The sequence below is a fragment of the Achromobacter sp. MYb9 genome, from assembly GCF_002975275.1.
Classification (GTDB): domain Bacteria; phylum Pseudomonadota; class Gammaproteobacteria; order Burkholderiales; family Burkholderiaceae_B; genus Achromobacter.
Genome location: NZ_PCOQ01000009.1, coordinates 126,616 through 144,882 on the forward strand (window position 1 = coordinate 126,616; position 18,267 = coordinate 144,882).

An 18,267-nucleotide genomic window follows, 5' to 3' on the forward strand; every position below is an offset into this window, starting at 1 on the left:
CCCGCTGGTGACATGGCCGCCGGGACGTGGCGTCCGGGTTCGCGCACGGGTGGCACAGGGCGCCTGACAAAAAACTGAATTGGATGCGTGTCTCATTTATCGTGGCCGCCGTGCAACGTGATGATAAAAAAATTGCGAGTGATTCTCATTGTCAAGAAAATGGCGCTTCGTTCCATTTCAAACGACTTCAGAAAACCCGTCACGGCCATGCACGCCCCTCGATCCCTTTCCGCAGCACTCCTTGCGTTGGCGCCACTTGCCAGCCCGGCCCCCGCCCACGGCCAATCCAATACACCGACCTTGCCCGCCGTCAGCGTGGTCGGCAGCGACGATGCGCAAACAAGCTACAACCCGCCAGATTCCACCAGCGCCACCAAGATCGACGCGCCGCTGCGCGATATTCCGCAGACGGTGAACGTGGTGCCGGCCGAAGTCATGCGCGACCAGCACGCGACGTCGATGCAGGATGCGTTGAAGAACGTGCCGGGCGTCAGTTTCTCAACCGGCGACGGCCAGCGCGACCAGGTGTCGATCCGTGGCTTTACGGCCATTGCCGACCAGTTCGTCGACGGCTTCCGTGACGACGCCCTGTATTTCCGCGACCTGTCCAACGTCGAACGCATCGACGTCATCAAGGGGCCGGCCGCGGTGTTGTATGGCCGGGGATCGTCCGGCGGCTTGATCAACCGCATTACCAAGAAGCCGGGCGAAGACATCTCGCAATTTGGCTTGAGCTATGGCGGCTGGAACGACCGCCGGCTGGATCTGGACCTGGGCCGCGTCAATGAAAGCGGCAGCATGGCCTGGCGCCTGACGGGCGCGGTCGAGAAGGGCGATAGCTATCGCGACAAGCAATTCCTGGACCGCAAGGCCATCGCGCCGTCGGCCCAACTGCGCCTGGGCGAAGACACGACGCTTCTGATCCAGACCGAGTTCCTGGAAGACCGCCGCATCACGGACTTCGGCATTCCGGCTTATCGCGGCCGGCCCGTGGATGTGGACCCGTCCACGTACTACGGCGCCGAGAACGCCCGCGACGTGGATTATTCGCAGGCGCGCGTCCAGTCCTACGCGGCCACGCTGAACCACCGCTTCAATGAAAACTGGTCGCTGCGCAATGCCACGCGCTACTACCACTACACGCTCAACCGCAACAACACGCTGCCCGGCGTCGTGAACGAAGCGGCCCAGACGGTGACGCTGAATCGTTCCAACGTGCTGCGCGACGAACATGGCTGGACCAACCAGACCGAACTGATGCAGCGCGCCCAATGGGGTTCCGTGCGCCACGACATCCTGTATGGCGTGGAAGTGGGCCAGCAGAACAAAGACCTGATGAACTATTCGGCCAATGCCGTGGCCACCGTCAATCTGTTTGATCCGGTGCTGCCGACCTTGCCGTTGCAGGTGCCGGGCAATCCTGGCACGAGCAACCTGGGCCGTTTCAACACGCTGGGCCTGTACGTGCAGGACATGGTGTCGCTGGGGGATCACTGGAAGGTGCTGGCCGGCGTGCGGCACGACCGTTTTGAACAGAAGACCGAAGACCGTCGCAACGGCACGGACCTGGCCCGCACGGATTCCAACTGGAGCCCGCGCCTGGGGCTGGTGTTCCAGCCCGATACCGTGCAGTCGTATTACGTGTCGTGGAGCCAGTCGTACCAGCCGTCCGGCGAAGCGTTCTCGCTGGCGGCCAACAATGCCGATCTGGCGCCCGAGAAGACGACCAACTACGAGGTCGGCGCCAAGTACGATTTCCTGGACGGCAAGCTGTCGACGACTGTGTCCGTCTTCCGCCTGGAACGCACCGACATCAAGGTGAACAATCCCGTCACCAATACGCTGGTGCCGGTGGGCACGCAGCGGACCGATGGCGCGGAATGGACGCTGTCGGGCGATCTGTCCAATGGCTGGCGCGCCATGCTTGGCTACGCCTACCTGGGTGCGCGCGTCACCAAGTCGGTCGCGCGCGACGCGGGGCAGGACGTGGAGGGCAAGCGCGCCACATTGACGCCGCGCCATGCCGCCAACATCTGGGTGACCAAAGACCTGGGCGACGGGTTCGGCGCAGGCGCCGGCTTGAATCTGGTGGGCGCGCGCTTCGCAAACCCGGGCAACACGGTCACCTTGCCGGGCTATGTGACGGCGGATGCGGCCGCGTGGTGGCGCAAAGGGCCGTACGCGGTGCAATTGAACGTGTACAACCTGTTCGACGCGGGCTACATCGTGTCGGGCCACGGCAGCAGCCCGAACCTGAACATGCCGGGCGCGCCGCGCAACGCGATGCTGAGCTTGCAGTATCGGATGTAGGCGTCAGCGCAACGGCGATTCCTGCGTCAGGCTGTCGATTTCCAGGGCGGCCAGCGCATCCAGGAATCGCCAGGCGAAGGAGCCCGGCCCGTCCGCCAGGGCGCCGGCGCGTTGGCCCGCGAGGCCGAAGCACGAGAGCGCGGCGACGGCCGCGGTGTACGGATCGTCCTTGGACACTGCCGCGAAGGCGCCGACCAGCGCCGTCAGCGCGCAGCCCGTGGCGGTCACGCGCGGCATCAGCGCGGAGCCGCCCGTCACCCGCACGGCGCGCTGGCCATCGGTGACGTAGTCCGTTTCGCCGGTCACGGCCACGACCGTCCGATGGGCGGCGGCGATGGCCCGCGCGGATTGCTCGGCCTGCGCGACGGCGTCGCGCGCGTCCACGCCCTTGCCGGCGCTTTGGCCGCCGGCCAGCGCGATGATCTCGGAAGCATTGCCGCGGATGATGGCGGGCTGCAAGGCCAGCAGGCGTTGCACGGCATCGCGGCGGAAGGCGGTGGCGTGGTGGGCCACCGGGTCCAGCACCCACGGGATGCCGGCCTGGCGGGCCGCGTCGGCAGTCAGCAGCATGCTTTCCAGCCAGGGCGCCGACAGGGTGCCGATATTGATCACGACCGCGCCCGAGAGGCGCGCGAACTCCGGCGCTTCTTCGGCGGCATGCACCATGGCGGGCGATGCGCCCATCGCCAGCAGCACGTTGGCGGCGATGTTCATGGACACGAAATTGGTCAGGCACTGCACGAGCGGCGCGTCGCGGCGGACGGCCGCGTACAGGTCTTGCGACGCCCGGGCCAGGGCGGCGTTGTCGGTGGGGATGTCAGCCATGCGGATACGGGTTCGGAGGGGATCCGCGTATGGTCTGGGGGGCGGGCGGCCTTGTCAAGCCGGCTTAGGGCAGCCCGCTCCGGCGCTGCCCTAAGCCGCCCGCGCCTGATCGCGGGCCAGCGCGTGGCGGTTGGTTGGCCGTTGCAGGCCCAGGTGTTCGCGCAATGTCGTGCCCTGGTAGTCGGTGCGGAACAGGCCGCGGCGGCGCAGTTCCGGCAAGACCTGCTCGATGAAATCGTCCAGGCCGCCGGGAAGCCACGGAGACATGATGTTGAAGCCGTCGGCGCCGCCCTCTTCGAACCACTGCTGCAGCTGGTCGGCGATGCTTTGCGGCGTACCGACGACCTGCTGGTGGCCGCGCGCGCCGGCGATCCGCAGGTAGAGGTCGCGGATGGTCAGGTTTTCGCGCTGCGCCAGGTCGACCAGCAATTGCTGGCGGCTCTTGCCGCCGTTCGTCTCTGGCAACGGAGGCAAAGGCCCGTCCACGGGGTAGGCGGACAGGTCGATGCCGCCGATCATATTCGACAGCAGCGAGACGCCCACGACCGGATGGATCAGGTCTTGCAAGGTCTGGAACTTCTCGTCGGCCTCTTCTTGCGTGCGCCCCACGATGGGGAAGATGCCCGGCATGATCTTGATGCCGTCCGGGTCCCGGCCGTGCCGCGCCGCGCGCTGTTTGATGTCGCCATAGAATTCCTGCGCCTCGCCGAACGTCTGGTGCGCCACGAAGATCACTTCGGCCGTGCGGGCCGCCAGGTCGCGGCCGGCTTCGGAAGCGCCCGCTTGCACCACGACCGGCCAGCCTTGCGGAGAGCGGCCCACGTTCAAAGGGCCGCGCACCGAGAAGTGCTTGCCTTTGTGGTTCAGCGCGTGGTGCTTGCCGGCGTCGAAGAATTCACCGGTCTGCTTGTCGCGGATGAAGGCGTCGTCTTCCCACGTGTCCCACAGGCCGGTCACGACGTCGTGGAATTCTTCGGCGCGCTGGTAGCGCAGCGGGTGCGCCACGTGCGTGTCCAGATTGAAATTCTGCGCTTCGCCTTCGCCGCTGGAGGTCACCAGGTTCCAGCCCGCGCGGCCGCCGCTGATCAGATCCAGCGACGCGAACTTGCGGGCGACGTGATAGGGCTCGTTGTAGGTGGTGGAGACGGTGGCGATCAGGCCGATGCGTTCGGTCACGGCCGCCAGCGCGGACAACAGCGTGAGCGGTTCGAAGTGTTCTGCCCGGGCCGTGCGCGACAGCGACGGGCTGTGCGCGTTGCGCACGCCGACCGAGTCCGCGAAGAAGACCGCGTCGAATTTCGCGGCCTCGGCCTTGCGTGCCAGGTCCACGTAGTGCCGGAAGTTCTGGCCGGCGTCGGCCAAGGCTTCCGGGTGGCGCCAACCGGCGATGTGGTGGCCGGTCTGCATCAGAAAGGCGCCCAGCTTGATCTGGCGGGAAGGAGTGCTCATGGTGTGTCCTGGTCGATGCGGGGAAGGGGGGTTACCAAGCCATGCGCAGGCGATCCAGGGCGGGCAGCGTGCCCACCGTGGCCGTCAGGGCGCCAGCGGGCGGCAGGGACTCGTTGTCGGCGATGCGGCCGTCGGGATCGAGAAAATCCCCAAGCACGTCGTCGCGCAGCCGGATGAAGCGCAGGTCGCTGCGGTTGCGCGGGTGCGGCAGGTCGATATCCACGATGCGGCGGATGCGTCCCGGACGCGGCTGCATCACCACCACGCGGTCTCCCAGGAACACGGCCTCTTCCACATCATGGGTGACGAGGATCATGGTGATCTGCTCTTTTTCCCAGATGCGCTGCAATTCATTCTGCAGGCGCGACCGCGTCAAGGCGTCCAGCGCGCCCAGCGGTTCGTCCAGCAGCAGCACGCGCGGCCGGTTCACCAGGCCGCGAGCAATCGCCACGCGCTGCGCCATGCCGCCGGAGATCTGGTGCGGGAACGATTTCTCGAACCCTTGCAGCCCGACCAGCGCGATGTGGTCGGCCACCAGTTCCTTTTTCTCGGCGCGGCTCAACGGCGCGTTGCGCAGGCCCGCCGCGATGTTGCGTTCGACATCGAGCCAGGGGAAAAGCCGGTGGTCCTGGAAGACGATGCCGCGGTCCAGGCCCGCGCCTTGCACAGGAACCCCATCCAGCAGGATCTGGCCGGTGTAGTCGTCATCCAGCCCCAGGATCAGGCGCAGCAGGGTGGACTTGCCGCAGCCGCTGGCGCCCACGATGCTGACGAAGCGGCCGGCGGGCACGTCCAGATCGATGTCCTGCAAGACCTGCAACGCTTGCGCGCCGTCGTCGCTGCCGGCGTAGCGCTTGCCTACGCCGCGGATGCTTAACTGCTTGCCGAAAGTGTCAGCCATTCCTTTCCTTCTCTTGTCATGCGGCGCCGAAGCGGTGCCGCGCCAGCCGGCGCTCCAGCGCGCGGGCCAATGCGTTCATGGACCACCCCACCACGCCGATCACGAACATGCCGAAGATCACGAGGTCCATCTGGAAATGCTCGCTGCCTTCGATCAGCGTGTTGCCGATGCCATGGCCCGCCACCAGCAGGTATTCCGCGCCGATCGTCGCCAGCCAGGAATAGATCAGCGCCAGATAGACGCCGGTGAAGATCGACGGGGCCGCGGCCGGCAGCACGACATGCCACAGCGTCTGCCAGCGGGAATAGCCGAATACACGGGCCACTTCCAGCAGCGAGGCCGGCGTATTGCGGATGCCGTCACAGGTGTTGACGACCACAGGCACCAGCGCCGCCAATGACAGGAACGTGACTTTGGCGACGTCGCCCAGGCCGAACCACACGGAGATCAACGGGATCCAGGCAAACAGCGATATCTGCTTGAAGGTGTTGAAGCTGGGGCCCACGATCCGGTTGAACAGCGGCAACAACCCCAGCAGCGCGCCGAGCGCGAGGCCCAGCGTGGTGCCGATCGCGAAACCCGTCATCTCGCGCGCCAAACTTGCGCGTAGCGCCCGCCACAACTGGCCGGATGCGATCTGGCTGGCGGCGGTGTCCAGGACTTTGCCGGGCGACACCAGCAACGGCGTCGACACCCAGCCCAGGCTTGCAAGCGTCCACCACGCCGTGATGGCGACGGCGGGCAGCACCAGGCCGCGCCAGCGCGCGCCCAGCCAGGCCCGCCAGGCGGCCGGCCGGCGCGTTGCCGGGGCAGCGGTGATCCGCGCGGCCGTCATGCGCGGGCTCCGGTGTTCGAGACGCCCAGGCGGGTGGCGGCCTGGCTGGCGCCAACGCGGGTTTCGGCCAGATCCAGCAGCTTGTCGATGGCGTAGCCGATGGCGCCCACCACGATCACCGCGGCCATGACCAGATCCAGCTGGAACAACTGGCGGCCGTAGACGATCAGGTAGCCCAGCCCCTCGCTGGACGCGACCAGCTCGACGACGACCAGGGACAGCCAGGCCTTGGTGAACCCCAACCGCAGTCCCGTGAACAGCGTCGGCAGCGCATACGGCAAGACGACTTCCAGCACTTGCTGGCGGCGTGTGTAGCCATAGACGCGGGCGACTTCCAGCAGGCTTGTCGGGGTCTGCCGGAATCCTTGCAGGGTATTGAGCGTGACGGGCACCAGCGCCGCCTTGGCGATCAGGATGTACTTCAGGGGTTCGCCGATGCCCACCAGCAGCAGGACGAACGGCAGCCACGCCAGAACCGGAATCTGCACCAGCGCGTTGAACGTGGGCAACAGATAGGCTTCGAGCGGGCGCCACAGCCCCATGGTGGCGCCCAGCGCCAGCCCCAGGACGCTGCCCGCCGCGAAGCCGACAAGCACTCGCTGCAGGCTGGCGTGCACGTTCAGCCAGAGGTCACCGCTGGTGTACAGGTCTTGCAATGTGAGCCAGACAAAGTGGGGCGACGGCAGCACTTGCTCGGATATCCAGCCCTGGGAGGCGCCCAGTTGCCATAGCGCAAGCAAGGAAAGGGGCAGCAACCAGGGCAACAGGCTGCCGCCGGCCTGTCGCAGCCAGGCTTGCGGGCCGTGCCGGGCGCGCCGCAGCGCGGGGGCGGGCGAGGGCGAGACGTGGACGTCCAGGGTGTTTTCTGCCATGGCGCTTTCCTTATCGCGCCGGCGCGGCCGCGGCCTGGCGTTCGCCCGTCGCCGCCTTTCCTTGGGCATTGAAGGCGGTCCAGCGGCCGGCCAGGTTGGCCTTCTGCAGCGCGGCGTCCAGGTAGCGCGGCTCGAACCAGCCGTCCACGCTGACCGGGCGGCGGATCAGCTTCAACTTCAGCGCATCGTCGGCCACGGCCTGGTAGCGCGCCGTCAGGAATTCATCCAGCAGCGGCGAATTGCGCACGGCCAGCGTGTCGCCGTCGAACTCCGCCTGCCATGACGCGTAAGGCGTGCCACTGCGCGCCCAGATATTGAACAGGGCGTCGCGGTTTTGTTCGTCCGACGACCACTGCGCGGCGCGCACGAACACGTCAACCACCCGCTGCACGGCGTCGGGGTTTTCCTTTTCGAAGTCTTCGCGCACCAGCAAGGCCGCCTGGCGCGTGAAAGAAGGGTCCTGGCCCTTGGTGGAGTAGATGATGCGCACCAGGCCCTGATCGCGCAGCTTGAAGTATTCGTATCCCCCGAACGCGGCGTCCACGCCGTTGGACACCAGCGCGGCTTGCGCGCTGCCGCCGTCCAGGTTCACGCCTTTGATGTCGCGTTCGGTCAGGTGCTTCGAGGCCAGCACATTGATGGCCACCAGGTGTCCGTTCGTGCCGCGAAAGATCGAGACTTTGCGGCCTTTCAGATCTTCCAGGGCGTTGAGCGGGGAGTCCTTGGGGGTCGAGACGTACAGGTTGTTGCGCACGCCGCTGCCAAGCAGGATGCGGGTTTTCAGGCCGTTGGAGCGGCCCACGACCGCGGGCAGGTCGCCCTGGTAGGCGAAGTCGATCTGCTTGTTCGAGAGCGCTTCGTTCACGGCGGGGCCGGCGCCCTTGAAGAACAGCCATTGCACCTGGGTGCCGGTGCCCTTGAAGGCCTCTTCCAGCCACTGGTTGGCGCGCGCGACGCCGCCGGGAGATCCGCCCCAGGTGATCGGGTCGCCGCCGCCGGCGGTCGCCACACCGATTCGGACCACCTCGGGCGCGGCCAGCGAGGCGGCGCTGGCCGCGCATAAGGCGACGCCCAGCAACAGGCGTGAAATCAGGCGGGCAGAGGGCAGGATGCGCATGGTTGTTCCGTATAAAGATGAAAAGCGGGGATGAACGAAGCCGGTCCGCGCCGGAAACGGGCAGACCGCCGCCCGCCTGAGCGGACGGGAATGTCGGCAAGGCGGGGGGCGGCTCAGGCCGCGAGCGCTTGGGCCTGCAACGTCTTTTCGATGCGGGTGCCCTTGAAGAATTGCGGATGCGCCTGGGTGTAGAAGCGGTAGGGGTTGTCGAAAACCAGGGCCTTGAAATCCGCCTTCGTGATCACGCCTTGTTCGACCAGGTCCCAGCTTTCGGCCAACGGTTCGGTCAGGTCTGGCACGTCCCAATGGCCGACATCCGACGACCAGATCGCATTGAGCTTCACGTTCAGCGGATTCGCGCGGTCGTTGAAGGCGGCGCCGACGGTCCTGTCGTCGGCTTCGGACCCGAAGTAGAAGCTGTCCACCCAGCGCGCGCGGATGTCTTCGACGCGTTCGATGCCGGCGGCCGCGAAGTCGTCGAGTTCGTCGCCCCGCGGATCGCGGCTGTGGGGCAAGGCCGAGACGCCCAGGCTGTCTTGCAGCAGGGTGGCCTTGTCCACGCCGCGCCCCTGGAGGAGTTCCGCGCCATAGCGCTCGAACAGTTCCGCCAGCAAGCCGATGTCCGCGTTGGCGGGGTTGTACTGGTGCACGGCGTCGCGGTTGCGTTTTTCCCAGCGGTCCACCAGGTGCGTGTACACATGCGCGCCCCAGTCCGCGCCGCCTTCCAGCAGCGCCACGCGCAGGCCGGGAAAGCGGCGGGTGACGCCGCCGAAGAACAGCGCTTTGGCAAAGGCCTGCGAGCCGTCGGCGAAGTGGCCGATGTGGTTGAACATGTAGTTGCTGATGGAGTGCCGCCCCGTCCAGCCCTGGCTGCCGTAATGCGTGGCCAGCGGCACGCCCAGCTCGACGGCCTTGGCCCAGAACGGGTCGTAGTCGTGTTCGCTGTCCAGGCCGAAGAAATCCACATACGACGCGTGGCGGGCGATGTCCGGGTATTGCGCGGGCGGGTACTTGTCGGCGATGGCCTTGATCGGCCGGCGCACCCCGCCGGGGATGTTGGCCACCTTCAGGCCCAAGGTGTTGACCGCGAATTCAAGCTCTTCGATGGCCTCCTGCGGGTGGTACATGGGGATGCCGGCGACGGGCGTCAGGCGGTCGCTGTACTTGCGGTATTGGTCCGCATGAAAGTGGTTGATCGCGCGGTGCAGCGGCTGGCGGAATTCATTGCCGGCGCCCAGCGGGGCCAGCACGTCATTGGGAAACAGGATGGAATAGTCCGAGCCTTGCTCTTCAAGACGCTCGTACAGCAACTCCGGCAATGTGACGGTGGCCAAGTCCAGCGTGTTGCGCGTGACGCGCGCCCACCAGGGCGCACGCAGCGTGCGGTGGTATTGCCTTTCCTCGGGCGTCTGCTGGTACCAGTCTTTGCCTTCGGCCTTGGTGGCGAAGCGTGAACCCTGGGTTTTACGCAAAATGTCCACCAGCTTAGCGCCGCCGTAGTGCTGGATGTAGTCCTCCAGGACAGGTGCATAGTCGTTGACGTGGACATCGGTATCGATCACCGGGTAATCCAGATTCGCCTTGATGGCGGCGGAGCGGGATGCCTGGGTACGGTGCAGCCGGTCATTCATGGAGGTCTCCGAAAATGAAACGAAGGCGGCGTGTTGCGCGTTGGGAAACGGCAATATCGGCGCGGATACGTCACAGTACGGGACCGCCGGGCGTAACCAAACGACGAATTTGAAATGTCGTTCTGAGTGATGTGCTTATGGCGTTGGGGGCGTCGCCCACAATAAATAAGCCCCGCCCGAGAACCGACCGTCCCACTTCGTGGGGGTCACTTCACGTGCGGGGCTTATTGGGATAACGCGCTACACGGCCGATGCGGCCGGCAGGAAAGGCGGGCAGTGCACGCGCCACCGGTCCGGCGCGGCGCCGAACCGATGGCGAGCGGGCAATATCAGACGCCGACGACGGAGACGGCCTTCGTCACCAGGTAGGCTTCCAGCGCTTCCGGGCCGCCCTCGGAGCCGTAGCCGGAATCCTTCACGCCACCGAACGGGAGTTCAGCGGACGGGGTGGCGGGCTGGTTGACCCAGAGCATGCCCACTTCAAGGCGGCGCGACAGCTCGTGCACCGTCTTGATCGACTTGGTGAAGCCGTAAGCAGACAGGCCGAACGGCAGGCGATTGGCTTCGCGGATGGCCTCGTCCAGCGTTTCGAAGCTGCGGATCGCGGCGATCGGACCGAACGGTTCTTCGTTGAAGATGTCGGCGTCAAGCGGGACGTCGGTGAGGATCGTGGGCGCGAAGAAGTTGCCGGCGCCGCCGATACGCGCGCCACCGGTGGCGATGCGCGCACCCTTTTCGCTGGCGTTCTTGACGATCTTGTCCATGGCCACCAGGCGACGGTCGTTGGCCAGGGGCCCAAGCGTCGTGCCTTCGGTCAGGCCATCGCCCAGCTTGAGCTTTTCGGCATGGGCGACGAAGGCTTGCTCGAATGCGGCCTTGATGCTCTTGTGGACCAGGAAGCGCGTCGGCGAAATGCAGACTTGGCCCGCGTTGCGGAACTTGGCGCCGCCCGAGGCCTTCACGGCCAGTTCGACGTCGGCGTCCTCGGCCACGATCACCGGGGCGTGGCCGCCCAGTTCCATCGTGACGCGCTTCATGTGCAGGCCGGCCAGCGCGGCCAGTTCCTTGCCGACCGGGGTCGACCCGGTGAACGTGACCTTGCGGATCACCGGATGCGGGATCAGGTAGCTGGAAATCTCGGCGGGCGATCCGAAGACCAGGCCCAGCACGCCCTTGGGGATGCCGGCGTCGACGAAGCAGTTCAGCAGGGCGGCGGGGGAAGCCGGGGTTTCTTCGGGTGCCTTCACCAGGAAGGAGCAGCCGGTGGCCAGCGCGGCGCCAAGCTTGCGCACGACCTGATTGACCGGGAAGTTCCACGGCGTGAACGCGGCCACCGGGCCGACGGGTTCCTTGATGACCAATTGCTGCGCCAGCGGGTTGCGCGACGGCACGATGCGGCCATAGACCCGCAGTGCCTCGTTGGCGAACCAGTCGATGATTTCAGCGCCAGCCAACACTTCGCCGCGCGCTTCGGCCAGGGGTTTGCCCTGTTCCTGGGTCAGCAGGCGGGCCACCGAATCCGCGCGTTCGCGCAACAGGGCGGCCGCGCGGCGCATGACCGCGCAACGTTCATGGGCCGAGGTGTCGCGCCAGGTCTCGAAGCCGCGCTGCGCCGCAGCCAGCGCCAGATCCAGGTCTTCGCGCTTGGCGTGGGCGACCTGGCCGATCTTCTGGCCGGTGGCGGGGTTCACGACATCGATGCGCGCGCCGCCTTTGGCTTCGCGCCATTCGTTGTCGATCAAAAGAAGGGTATTCGGGTAATCGGCCATGGGGTCTCCGTAGGGTCAGGGATTGAGGGTCTGTCCGGGATGGCTGGGCGAACCTGCGGCAGCATCCATGCCCATCTCGGGGTTCTGCGGAAAAACGCGTTCAGATCGATAGGGAAAGGAAGACTCTACGCCGAAATTCCGCGCGAATCCACCGGGCGGGGGACGGATGGCCGGTTTAAAGGTGCAGATTCGAGAGCAGGCGCGTCGCATCACACCGCATACGTGACCCGATGCGCCTCGGTCGGCAGTGGCAGGTCCCACCGGTGCAGCATGCCGGTCAACGTCTTGTTCGATAGCGATGTGTCGCGCCGGGTGTTTCGGCGCAGCAGCTCGGTGCGCGGCTGTTCCAGATAGACCAGTTCGACTTGGGCATGATAGGAATACAGCAAATCCAGCGTTTTCTTGCGCATCAGCTCGCTAAGGTGGGTGGCGTTCCAGACGAAGGGCGCCTTGCGCCGCAGCAGTTCGCGGGCTCGGTCGATAGCCAGGTGCGCCACCATGCCTTCGTTCTTGCCGTGGCGCAGGCCCAGTTCTTCGCGCGCATCGTCGAACGAAATCACCGGCAGCTCGGGATGATGCCGGGTTACCCAGGTGTTCTTGCCCGACGCGGGCAGTCCGGACATCACAATCACCCGCGATCCACGTTCCTGGAACAACGGGTAGTCGGGATGCACGTCGGCGCCGCGAAAATAGCTGACCGCGGTATGGGCATCGGCGAAGGCGCGTGGCTGACCAAAGCACCGTTCGTCGCGCGCCAGTTCGCAGAACAGCGCGATGTTGTCCAGCACGCGCTGACCGTCCGGGCAGATGCGTCCACGCATGTCGGCTTCGGCCAGCATGGCCAGCAATGGAATGTCGACCTGCCAGGACAGTTCACGCACGATGAACTCGGGCGTCTTGCCGCGGCGCGAGCCCTCTAGTGCGAAGAACGGCACCTGATGGACCGCGATCAACCTGCACACGGCCTCGCGCACGGCAAAGGGCACGCCCGCATCCCACAGCGCAATACGCGCGTCGATGGCGCCCTTGCGGGAGTGGCCGGGCTGGCCGATGGCGCCGGTGACCGGATCGATGACGGTCGTGCTGTGCTTGGCGATGTCGTGCAGCAGCGCGGCAAGAAATACGATTTCCTGGTCGGCCCGATCCGCCGCGTGGTATTGCGGCAATGCCAGCAGCGCTTCCATCACCATTTTCGTATGGGTCCAGACATCGCCCTCGCCGTGATAGCGCGGGTCTTGCGGCGTGGTCTTGGCCAGCTCCAGCGCGGGAAATGCCGCCAGGCAGGCGTTGAAATCCGGCGCCTTGCCGGGAGCAGGCGTAAGTGCCCGCAGTGCTTCGTATTGCATGATCTATTCCTTATTGTCCGGCGGCGCCGCGCAGCGTGTCCCAGTCCACCGCGAGACGCGGCGCGTAGAGGTCAACGCCGGGCGCCAACTGGTTGGGCACGTAGGGCTGCTCGGAATGGTGTTTGTCCGAATCCAGGATGGCTTGAACGAAATCTCGCCGTACCCACTTGTAGCGGGCGATCGTCCTGCCGTCGGCTTCCACTTTGACGTACAGGCCTTCCGACAGGTCCGATTTGTCGCATTGTTTCCAGGCGCGCTCTAGGTCCAAGCCTTCTCGCTGCACGGTGGCTTCAAATGCCTTGCGCCAGTCTGCGGTCTTGGCCAGCGACGGCCGCAGCAGGGCCTTGAGCGTGTCAAGCCTGGGCGGCGCCACGCCTTCATACAGGACGGGCACGGACAGCACGGGGCCATCCGCCAGCAAGGCGCGGCGCGCCTGGGTGGACAGGAAGTCGCCGCTGTGACGATCCAGGACATCGAACTCGAAAAAATGATGCGGCAAGGCGTCGTAGAAAACCGAGTGTTTCTTCGACAGCGTTTCGCCATACATCACGTAGCGATCCTCCAGGCGGTCAAGCAGCCAGTCGGTGTGCGCCGCGGCCCAGGCTTTTACGAAACTGAATTGCCGTTCGCGGCCGCCGCCCACCAGGTAGTGGCCGCGCGATTGCAGCAGCAGTTCGCCCGATGGGCTGAAGCTGATGCCAGTGTTCGCGCCGTCGAGCTTTTCCTCGACGACCAGGTGCAGGCCGGCCAACTGGCGGTACGGCACGTGGTCGTGGCCTTCGTCGCCGTCTTGCAGGCGCGAGCCTTCCAGGTGGGGGGTGCGGGGATAGCGAAACAGGTCCAGCGATTGCGCGTAAGCGCAGAAATCTTGCGTCATGGGATCTTCTCCAGTGTGATGGAAAAGCCGACGACGCAGTCTGGACGGGAAAGGAAAGCGAGTGGGGTGTGTGCTTCCTGGAACCGCGCCTGGACCCCATGGCGTGCGCTCAAGACTCAGGCGTCGAGCAGCACGGGGCGCGCAGGCAGACCGCGATTACCAGGGCGGTAGTCGTCGGCGTTTAGGCGTAGTGACGGATGGCAGACACGGTTGCACTCAAATGAAAAGGGGGGAAAGAAGAGGCAGAATCCTAAGACACCGGAAAGGGTTTTGTCAATGCGCGGGATGACGCGGGTGCGTAAGCGCTTATGGCCGACTGGAAAAGTCGCTGGCGGGCACATTGCGACGGCGTGAAAAGTCGCAGACCTCGGCGGCCCGCCGCGCGATGTACTCGGCGCGCGTATCGAGCGAGCCCTGGTGAAAGACCGCGTTGTAGATCATCGGCGGCGGCATGGGGACGCTGTGAACGATCTTCAGCAGGCCGGCTTCCAGTTCCGGCCTGAAATACGCCGGGCACAGCTGGCTGATGCCGAAACCGTCGATGGTCAGTTCGCCCAGCACGGCCAGGCTGTTGCTGGCGAAGACGCGGTTGAATCGGAACCCGTGTTCCTCCAGCCAGGGCCGATAGAACAGGCTTTTGCTGGAATCGTGGGACTGCTCAAGAAACGGGTACAGCGCAAAGTCCATGGGCTTCAGCGGGCCTTCGGGCACGCCTAGCGCGGGGCTGGCCATCCAGACGTTTTCCACGACGCCCACCGGCATCAGCTGAAAGTCCTCGCCCCAGTACGTGCCTGGCACGATGGCCAGATCCAGTTCATGTTGGCGCAGTTGGTCAATCAACTGCAGGCCGGGCGCCACGCTGGGCTCCAAGGTCAAACCGGGACACTCTTTCACCACGGTGCTGATCAACAGGCCCAGCCAGCTAAGCGCCGTCAGTTCGGTGACGCCGATGCGGACCTTGCCTTCCAGCGGCGCCGAGCCGCCCGCCGCTTCAGCCATGCGCAACCGCAGCCGCAGCGCCTCTTCGGCCATGGGCAAAAGGCGTTCGCCGTCGGGGGTCAGAACAATACCGGTGGCGCCGCGATGGAGCAGGCGCTTGCCCAATTCGGCTTCCAGGTCGCTGACTCGCTTGGAGATCGCGGACTGGGTCGTGTGCAGCGTCGTCGCGGCGGCGCTCAGGCTACCCAGCTTGGCGCTGTGATAGAACGCCTCGAGTTGTTTGAAGGTTGGATTCATGGGGAGGGCGAGCGAGGGGCCGTGAAGATCCAGGAACCCATGCCAATCTGGAATGGCGGGGTATGCGGATTAGTCGCTACCGCCTGGAAAGTGATCGTATCCATAATGTGTCCACTGTTCAATAGACTCCGGATGGACCATGCAAACCGCCGCAAGACTTCAGCGTATCAAGCCTTCACCCAGTTCGATGGCGGGCCAGCATGCCCGCATGCTGCGCGCCCAGGGCAGGGACATCGTCGGCCTGACGTCGGGCGAACCGGATTTTGATACGCCGGCACACATTCGCGAGGCCGCCTATCGTGCCATGAACGACGGCCAAACGCGCTACACCGATGTGGGCGGCACGGCTGCGTTGCGTGAAGCCATCCGCGCCAAGTTTGCCCGTGAAAACGGACTGGATTACGGGCTGGACGAGATCATCGTCAGCACTGGCGCCAAGCAGATCATTTTCAACGCCATCATGGCCACCGTCGATACCGGCGACGAAGTGATCGTGCCCGCGCCGTATTGGGTGTCTTACCCCGACATCACCTTGCTGGCCAATGGCACGCCGGTGATCGTCGACACGCGCGCGGAAAACGGCTTCCGTTTGCAGGCGGAAGAACTTGAACGCGCGATCACGCGGAAGACGCGTTGGCTGATCCTGAACGGCCCGAATAACCCCAGCGGCGCCAATTTCACTGAAGCCGATTTGCAGGCCCTGGCGGATGTCCTGCGCAAGCACCCGCACGTCTGGATTCTGACGGACGACATTTATGAACATCTGCTTTATGACGGCCGGCGGTTCTACACGCTGGCGCAAGTGGCGCCAGACCTGAAAGATCGCACGCTGACGCTGAATGGCGTATCGAAGGCTTATGCGATGACCGGATGGCGAATTGGCTATGCCGGGGCGCCGGCGGCGTTGATCAAGGCGATGACCAAGCTGCAATCGCAAAGCACGTCCAATCCAAGCTCCGTGAGCCAGGCGGCGGCATTGGCGGCGTTGACCGGCCCGCAAGATTTCGTCACGCAGAGCCGTGAGCGTTTCCAGGCGCGACGGGACCGTATCGTCCAGGCCCTGAACGCCATTGACGGTATTGATTGCGCCAGCCCCGAGGGTGCGTTCTACGTCTTTCCGAAGTGTGCCGACCTGTACGGCTTGACCTTGCCGGATGGCGGCAAGCTGCAAAACAGCGAGCAATGGGTGCTGCATCTGCTGAATGCGCAGAACCTGGCGGTGCTGCAAGGCTCGGCTTATGGCGTTGACACGCATTTCCGAATTTCATTTGCCGCCAGCGACGCCGTGCTGGAGGAAGGTTGCCGTCGTATCGCGCAGGCACGGGCGCAGCTGGCCTGACCTGTCGCACTGTTTAAAAATCACAAGGGGAAAACCATGAACAAAAAACAAGCACTGACGCTAAGCGTCACCCAGACCGTCGCGGCCGTCTTGATTGCGTGCGCACCGCTTGCGCACGCCGCGGATTATCCAAACAAGCCCGTGCGTTTGATCGTGGGTTTTGCCCCGGGCGGATCCAACGACATCATCGCGCGGCTGCTGGCTCCCAAGCTGGAAGCGGTGTTGAAGCAGTCCGTCGTGGTCGAGAACCGGCCCGGCGCCGCGGGCAACATTGCCGCGGACGCGGCCATCAAAGCGGCCGCCGACGGGCACACGGTGTTCATGTGCACCACGGGCACGCTGTCCATTCAACCGTTCCTGCCCCAACGCATGCCGTTTGATGTGGAGACGATCACTCCCATCACGCAGATTGGCAACACGCCCTATCTGATGCTGGTCAGCAAGGACCTGCCGGTAACCACGGTGGGTGAGTTCTTGAAGTATGCACGCGAGAATCCCGGCAAGGTCAACTACGCGTCATCCGGCAACGGCACCACCGCGCACCTGGCGGGCGAGATGCTGCGTGCCAACGCCAAGATCGATATCGTGCACGTGCCGTACAAGGGGGCGGGCCAGGCGATGGTCGACTTGAACAGCGGTCGGGTATCGCTGATGTTCGACCAGGCCGTCAGTTCGCTGCCCTACATCCAATCCGGTGCATTGAAAGCGCTGGCGGTTGCGAACGATCATCGCCTGCGTGGCTTGCCAGACCTTCCCACGACGGACGAGGCCGGCTTGAAGAATTTCAATCCCACGCCCTGGACCGGGTTGTGCGCGGGCCCTGGCATTCCGCCCGAGGCCGTGAGAACGCTGCAGCAGGCCACCACGCAGGTGTTGGCGGACCCCGAGATACGTGAACGCTTTCAGCGCGATGGCATCGAGCCGGTCGGGAGCACGCCGGAACAATTCGCCGCATTCCTGAAGGCAGACCGCGCCAAGTGGGGCGGCCTGGTCAAAAACGCGGACATTCAACTTTGATCGTCCAGACCCGCATTGAGAATATTCAAACATGAACCCTTCTTCCTCCGCCGTCGCGTGGCCGGCGGGCTACGGCATCCATCCGCGCCAGCAGGGCGCGGATGCCGACACCATTGCGGCCTTTTCCTCGCTACCGGTCGCCGCTATCGGCGACGCGATGAGCCGTCATATTGGCGCGATCGGATTGCGCCAATATCACGCGGACCTCAATACCGTGCTCTGTGGCAACGCCTTTACGGTGCGCGTGCGGCCCGGCGACAACCTGATGATTCATAAGGCGCTCACCATGGTGCGGCCGGGCGACGTGCTTGTCATTGACGGCGGTGGCGACCTGACCCAGGCGCTGGTTGGCGGGCTGATGCGCACCACCTGCATCGCACAAGGGCTGGCCGGCCTGGTCATCGATGGCGCCGTGCGCGATGTGGTCGAGTGGGCCGAAGGCGGCATGCCGCTCTTTGCCAAAGGCCATACCCATCGCGGCCCGACCAAGGACGGTCCGGGTGAGATCAACATCCCGATCGCCTGCGCCGGCCTGCACGTGGCGCCGGGCGACGTGATCGTGGGTGATGCGGACGGCGTGATCGCCATTCCTGCCGCATACGCCAAGGATGTGTTGCAGCGCACGCGTCGCCATCTGGATAAAGAGGCAAGAATTCGTGAAGAAAATCGTTCGGGCACGTCCGATCCGGAGCGGTTTGATTCGCTGCTGCGGGCGAAAGGCCTGGCGGTTTAAGGCCAAGCGA

15 protein-coding genes are annotated in these 18,267 nt (G+C 65.1%); 4 read left to right on the plus strand and 11 right to left on the minus strand.

Going from position 1 to position 18,267, the window contains the following annotated elements; genetic code table 11:
- The first annotated feature begins 207 nt into the window (after window positions 1-207).
- Window positions 208-2,310 carry a TonB-dependent siderophore receptor gene (locus tag CQ050_RS15465; RefSeq protein ID WP_105557709.1) on the plus strand — a complete coding sequence of 701 codons (2,103 nt, stop codon included), beginning with the start codon at window positions 208-210 and terminating at the stop codon, window positions 2,308-2,310.
- A gap of 3 nt (window positions 2,311-2,313) precedes the next feature.
- Here the strand turns inward: CQ050_RS15465 and thiM are convergent, their stop codons facing one another.
- From thiM to CQ050_RS15520, 11 genes are all read right to left on the minus strand, one after another.
- Window positions 2,314-3,135, minus strand: a complete 822-nt coding sequence (thiM, locus tag CQ050_RS15470; protein WP_105557710.1) for a hydroxyethylthiazole kinase — start codon at window positions 3,133-3,135, stop codon at window positions 2,314-2,316.
- A 90-nt stretch (window positions 3,136-3,225) separates the two neighbouring features.
- Window positions 3,226-4,584: an LLM class flavin-dependent oxidoreductase gene (locus tag CQ050_RS15475; RefSeq protein WP_105557711.1), complete on the minus strand. Its 1,359-nt coding sequence runs from the start codon at window positions 4,582-4,584 to the stop codon at window positions 3,226-3,228.
- Window positions 4,585-4,615: 31 nt separating this feature from the next.
- Window positions 4,616-5,485, minus strand: a complete 870-nt coding sequence (locus CQ050_RS15480; RefSeq protein WP_105557712.1) for an ABC transporter ATP-binding protein — start codon at window positions 5,483-5,485, stop codon at window positions 4,616-4,618.
- A 16-nt stretch (window positions 5,486-5,501) separates the two neighbouring features.
- Complete coding sequence (locus tag CQ050_RS15485; RefSeq protein ID WP_199196826.1) at window positions 5,502-6,320, minus strand: ABC transporter permease; 819 nt, start codon at window positions 6,318-6,320, stop codon at window positions 5,502-5,504.
- Complete coding sequence (locus CQ050_RS15490; protein ID WP_105557713.1) at window positions 6,317-7,192, minus strand: ABC transporter permease; 876 nt, start codon at window positions 7,190-7,192, stop codon at window positions 6,317-6,319. The genes CQ050_RS15485 and CQ050_RS15490 overlap by 4 nt, the downstream gene beginning before the upstream one ends.
- Before the next feature lie 10 nt (window positions 7,193-7,202).
- Window positions 7,203-8,309 carry an ABC transporter substrate-binding protein gene (locus CQ050_RS15495; protein WP_105557714.1) on the minus strand — a complete coding sequence of 369 codons (1,107 nt, stop codon included), beginning with the start codon at window positions 8,307-8,309 and terminating at the stop codon, window positions 7,203-7,205.
- A 113-nt stretch (window positions 8,310-8,422) separates the two neighbouring features.
- Window positions 8,423-9,940: an amidohydrolase family protein gene (locus tag CQ050_RS15500; RefSeq protein ID WP_105557715.1), complete on the minus strand. Its 1,518-nt coding sequence runs from the start codon at window positions 9,938-9,940 to the stop codon at window positions 8,423-8,425.
- Window positions 9,941-10,269: 329 nt separating this feature from the next.
- The gene (locus CQ050_RS15505) at window positions 10,270-11,709 is read right to left on the minus strand and encodes an NAD-dependent succinate-semialdehyde dehydrogenase (protein ID WP_105557716.1); all 1,440 of its coding nucleotides are present in this window, start codon (window positions 11,707-11,709) and stop codon (window positions 10,270-10,272) included.
- Window positions 11,710-11,918: 209 nt separating this feature from the next.
- On the minus strand, window positions 11,919-13,055 hold the full coding sequence (locus tag CQ050_RS15510; protein ID WP_105557717.1) for an AAA family ATPase: 1,137 nt from the start codon (window positions 13,053-13,055) through the stop codon (window positions 11,919-11,921).
- Between the two features lie 10 nt (window positions 13,056-13,065).
- Entirely contained in the window at window positions 13,066-13,932 is an 867-nt protein-coding gene (locus tag CQ050_RS15515) for an RNA ligase family protein (RefSeq protein WP_105557718.1), read from the minus strand.
- Between the two features lie 306 nt (window positions 13,933-14,238).
- Window positions 14,239-15,168, minus strand: coding sequence for a LysR family transcriptional regulator (locus CQ050_RS15520; RefSeq protein ID WP_105557719.1), 930 nt, complete (start codon window positions 15,166-15,168; stop codon window positions 14,239-14,241).
- A 139-nt stretch (window positions 15,169-15,307) separates the two neighbouring features.
- Between CQ050_RS15520 and CQ050_RS15525 the strand changes: the two genes are divergently transcribed.
- Genes CQ050_RS15525 through CQ050_RS15535 form a run of 3 tightly spaced genes read left to right on the plus strand, consistent with a single transcriptional unit; the run spans window position 15,308 to window position 18,257 of the window.
- Window positions 15,308-16,507 (plus strand): pyridoxal phosphate-dependent aminotransferase, encoded by a 1,200-nt coding sequence (locus CQ050_RS15525; RefSeq protein ID WP_199196827.1) that lies wholly within the window; start codon window positions 15,308-15,310, stop codon window positions 16,505-16,507.
- A gap of 36 nt (window positions 16,508-16,543) precedes the next feature.
- Window positions 16,544-17,524, plus strand: coding sequence for a tripartite tricarboxylate transporter substrate binding protein (locus tag CQ050_RS15530; protein ID WP_105557721.1), 981 nt, complete (start codon window positions 16,544-16,546; stop codon window positions 17,522-17,524).
- A 31-nt stretch (window positions 17,525-17,555) separates the two neighbouring features.
- Window positions 17,556-18,257, plus strand: a complete 702-nt coding sequence (locus CQ050_RS15535; protein WP_105557722.1) for an RraA family protein — start codon at window positions 17,556-17,558, stop codon at window positions 18,255-18,257.
- The last annotated feature ends 10 nt before the right edge of the window (window positions 18,258-18,267 follow it).